This window comes from Pseudomonas sp. HY2-MNA-CIBAN-0224 (assembly GCF_040310285.1).
Lineage (GTDB): Bacteria > Pseudomonadota > Gammaproteobacteria > Pseudomonadales > Pseudomonadaceae > Aquipseudomonas > Aquipseudomonas helleri.
The window spans coordinates 1-4,286 of the sequence record NZ_JBEOPQ010000120.1 but is presented as its reverse complement, the minus strand read 5'-3'; the positions used below and the strand labels follow the sequence as shown (position 1 = coordinate 4,286).

Below are 4,286 nucleotides of genomic sequence, written 5' to 3'. Positions count from 1 at the left end.
AGCTTGTCTCGCGATCTTTTAAGATCAAAAGATCGCGAGACAAGCTCGCTCCTACAGGGGGGGGGGCGTGTGTTACGGGGCGGTAGCCTGGTGCTTTTTGATCATGTCTACCAGGCGTTGAGCCAGGGCCGGGTAGTTTTCGTCAAAGTGGTGGCCACCTGGCAGCTTGACGCTTTCGCCTACAGTCGTTTTGGCCGTGCAGCCGCTTTCGTCTGTCTCTTCGGCGCCATAGATGCACACCACTTTGTTGGCCGGCAACTTGGACATTTCTTCGCCAGTATCGGCTTCAGCGCCAGCCTTGCCGAGCCAGCCATCAACATGAATCTCAAAGCTGCCACTGCGGGCGAAGGCCAACAGGATAATCGCGTCTACGCGTTTCTGTTCGGCTTCAGGCAGGCGATTGTAGGTGGCGGGCAGTACGTCCGCGCCAAATGAGTAGCCGACCAGAACAAAGCGCTGGGTGCCCCATTTTTGACGGTAGTGCTGCATCAGTTCAGTCAGGTCGGTGGCGCTTTGTTCCGGGGTCTTGTGCTGCCAGTAGTAGCGCAGCATGTCGATACCGACCACCGGATAACCGATCTTGGCCATCTCGCCGGCCACGTCACGGTCCAGGTCGCGCCAGCCGCCATCACCCGACAGGAACAACGTCACGGTGCTGTTTTGCTGGCCCGCAGGCACTTCAACCACAGGCATGTTGAGCCCGCCGTTGTTGTCGCCAACCAGAATCTTGCGCAGTTCGTTGCTCAGTACCTGGGGGAAGTGAATGTCATAGTCGCTGATGCTGGTCTGAGCGTTCGGCTGATCACGTACGAAAGCAGCGCTAGGGTCGTCAGGGTTGTCGTTCCAGGCCACCAGCCAACTGCCGTGTGCGGCAGATTTAGGCATGGGCAACGTGCAGCCCGGTTGTTCAAGCGCAAAACCCACCGACACGGCTTGGGCCTTGTCGTTGGTTTGCTCGGCCAGCCAGCGCCAGGCCAGGGTTGCGCCCGGGCCGATGCCGCTAACCAGCGTAGGCGGGCCTTTCAACTGTTGCAGTGCCGTTTGCAGGGCTTGCTGCTGCAGGGTGCAGTCTTCCTTGGGCAGAATGACCTGTACCAATTGCGCTTTGCCGCCACGGCTCAGCGCCGAAAGTTGAGCGTCGGTCAGAGCCTCTTCGGCCGGTGTTGCAATCACCACTTGGGCGCGCGCGGTCTGGCCAGGTGTCACTTTGGTCAGGGTCGAGCCATCGGCTTGGCTCAGGTGCTCAACCGTCGGCTCGGGGGCCGGGCGATTCCAGAACCAATAGCCGCCGGCTGCCAGCGCAGCCAGTATCACCAGAATTAACAGCAAAAAACGCCAGGAACGATGTTTCATTAACGTTTCACCAATCCAGTCAAGCCGCCTGCAATCAGGGCGGCGGTATCAGCCAGCGCTACCAGCGGGTCAAGTCCGGCAGGCACGGCCATATAACGAGGTTCCCAGTCGGGCTGGAATTTGTCTTTAAAGCGACGCAAACCCTGGAAGTTGTACAGGTGCTCACCGCGCTGGAACAACATTGACCCTAGACGCTGAGTCAATGGCGCGCCACGACGGGGTTGGAGGCCAGACAATGGGACCATTCCCAGGCTAAAACGGGCGTATCCATGCTTTTTATAATGCTGAATCAGGCCGACCATCATGTACTCCATGGTCAGTTTCGGCGCTTGCGGGTGGGCGCGCATCAAGTCGAGGCTCGACAGCTCATGGCTGTGAGTCTCAAGCAAGTTGGCAAAGGCCACGGGCTTGCCTTCAAAACGGATGATGGCAACGCGGAAGTGCTTGATGTAATCCTCGCTGAAGCGTCCGAGCGAGAAGCCTTTTTCCCGGACATTCTTGCCGGTCAGCCACGCATCAGAAATAACCTTCAGCTCATCCATCGGCGCTTCGCCCGGTTCGTGGATCTCCAGCGACAGGCCGTCGCGGGTGCCGCGGTTCCAGGTGTAGCGCAGGTCTTTCATCTCTTTGCCCTTGGCGTCGAGATCAAAGCGGTGCAGGTCAACCCGGGCTTCTTCGCCCAATTTGATCGCGGTCAGGCCGATGTCCATATAGAACGGCAGGTTCTCGGCGCGCACTTGATAAAACACAGGGCGGGCGTGGAAGGTGTCGCACAAGTCACGGAACTGCCAGATCAGCTCGGCGCGCTGTTGCGCAGGGCCGATGGGGTCATACAGCGCAACCAGGCTGCGGCCGCGGCGGGCGTACATCAAGAACGCGCTGTCGTCCGGGTGGAACAGCAAGGCTTTGTCGCCGGTCAGGGCCAGGCCGCCATCTGGCTGGTCTGAAGCCAGCAAGATCTTCTCGGCGCGTTCCAGTTCACTGGCATCCGGCAAGTGGATGGTGGGGCGCGCCGTGCGCAGCAACCAGGTCAGGGCCACGATCACCAGCAGCACCGCCGCGCCCATCAGTGAGCGCAGGCCGCGTGGGGCATCCGAGTCGAGGGTGAATTGCCACCACAGTTGATGGCTGTATGGCACATCCTGATAGGCAAACAGCAGCAACCACACCGAAGCGCCAAGTACACAGGCACTGGCTACCAGATAAAGCGGTGAAAACGGCAGCTCGGTCAGACGGCTCGGGCGATAGAACGAGCGGCGGAACAGGCCCAGTAAGCTTGCGGTCAGGACCAGAATGCACGCCTCTTCCCAGTCGAAGCCTTTAAGCAGAGACAGTACAGCGCCGACCAACAACAGGATCGTGGTCAGCATCCAGGCCGCCGACAGTCGACGACGCAGGCCTTGGGCCAGCAGCAGGCAGAGCACGCCGATCAAGCTGGCACCGAAGTGCGAGGCGTCAATCAGGCGGTGAGGGATCAGAAAGCCGATGTGCTCAAGGCGGGTATCGATTTCCGGAGTAGCCCCGGAAAACAGCAGAACCACGCCCGACATGAATACCAATACCGCCAGAATCGGCGCAGCAAGGCCGGAGGCCACGCGCAAGCTTTGGCGTGTCTGAATCAGGCGTTGGGCTTCATTGATCAGTAGCATCAGGCAGGCAAGCAGCAGCGGCAAGATCACGTAGATCAAGCGATACAGCAGCAGCGCGGCGGCCAACGGTGCGGCGCCGAGTTTGTCGGCGAAGGCGGCCAGCAAAATCGCTTCAAAAACCCCGACACCGCCCGGCACGTGGCTGAGTACACCGGCGGCCAGCGCCAGTAAGTAAACCAGCATGAAGGCGCCAAACGGCGGCGCTTCGGGAAGCAGCAAATACAGCACCGTGGCCGCAGCGGCGACGTCCAGCGCGGTAATCACCAGTTGCAGCAGGGTCAGTCGTGCACTTGGCAGGCGCAGGGTGCGGCGCCCCGCTTTGACCAGCAGGTTGTCCGGGATGGGTTGCTCGGGCAGGCGACGGCGATAAATGCCCAGCGCCAGCAAGCCAAACAACAACAGCACGGCGACTGAAATGGCCGCCAGGATGTAAACCGGAATATGCAGGGCAGCGGAAGCGGCAGGCAGGTTGCTTAGGGTTGCCAGGGCGGCAAGCGGTGGCAAAGCGCAGCCCAACGACAAGCTGGCGAACAGCGTCATGTGCGCGACTTCGGAGGCACCTACGCCATGGCGTGCGTACAAACGATAGCGCACAGAGCCGCCGGACAAGAGCGACAGGCCAATGGCATTGCCAATGGCAAAGGCGGTAAACCCGCCCAGTGCCAGGGTTTTGGGTGGCAGTTTGACGCCGGCATAGCGACTGGCAGACCACTCGTACCCAAGCAAAATCACAAAGCCGACAGCCGTTGCAGCCACGGCGCCGAGCAGGGCGGGCCTGGGGACGTCCATGATGGAGTCGTGCAAGGCGTAAAGGTCGAGTTCGCTGAGCAGATGGCGGCAGGCAATCAGGGCTATGGCAAACAGAAGCAGGGTGAGTGCGAGTCCAATAGGTTGGCGGTACTTGCTCAACAGGTCCAGTAAATGCAGGCGTTTGGCTGCAATCGGGTGGGCTGCTGAAGCGGGTTCTTTAAGTTCTGGCGAGTTATCGGGCATCAATCACCTCGTGAATCGTGCGCGATAGGATGGAGGCATAGACTCAAGTTACCAATCCTTTTGGTCAAAATATTTCAAAATACTTTCAACTGTTTGCCTGATGTTCAGGTTTGGCATGTGAAAAAAAGGTAATTGCTGCCGCTCAGCATAGACGAGCGAATCTTCAGATAGATGACAGAACCTTTAATCACTGGAGAGAAATACTTTTTGATCACGCACAAAAAAGGCCACTCTTTCGAGTAGCCTTTTTCGATGTTTGGTTGCGGGAGCCGGATTTGAACCGACGACCTT

2 protein-coding genes are annotated in these 4,286 nt (G+C 59.1%); both read right to left on the bottom strand.

Annotation, left to right across the window (positions count from 1 at the left end; genetic code table 11):
- Window positions 1-72: 72 nt before the first annotated feature.
- A complete protein-coding gene (locus AAEZ03_RS25570) occupies window positions 73-1,353 on the bottom strand; it encodes a virulence factor family protein (protein WP_048386652.1) in 1,281 nt (426 codons plus the stop codon).
- Window positions 1,353-3,995, bottom strand: coding sequence for a bifunctional lysylphosphatidylglycerol flippase/synthetase MprF (gene mprF / locus AAEZ03_RS25565; RefSeq protein ID WP_048386654.1), 2,643 nt, complete (start codon window positions 3,993-3,995; stop codon window positions 1,353-1,355). The genes AAEZ03_RS25570 and mprF overlap by 1 nt, the downstream gene beginning before the upstream one ends.
- Window positions 3,996-4,286 lie beyond the last annotated feature (291 nt).

Excerpts from the sequence above, each read along its gene's own strand:
- AAEZ03_RS25570 (WP_048386652.1), bottom strand. The coding sequence starts at position 1,353 with ATGAAACATCGTTCCTGGCGTTTTTTGCTGTTAATTCTGGTGATACTG.
- mprF (WP_048386654.1), bottom strand. The coding sequence starts at position 3,995 with ATGCCCGATAACTCGCCAGAACTTAAAGAACCCGCTTCAGCAGCCCAC.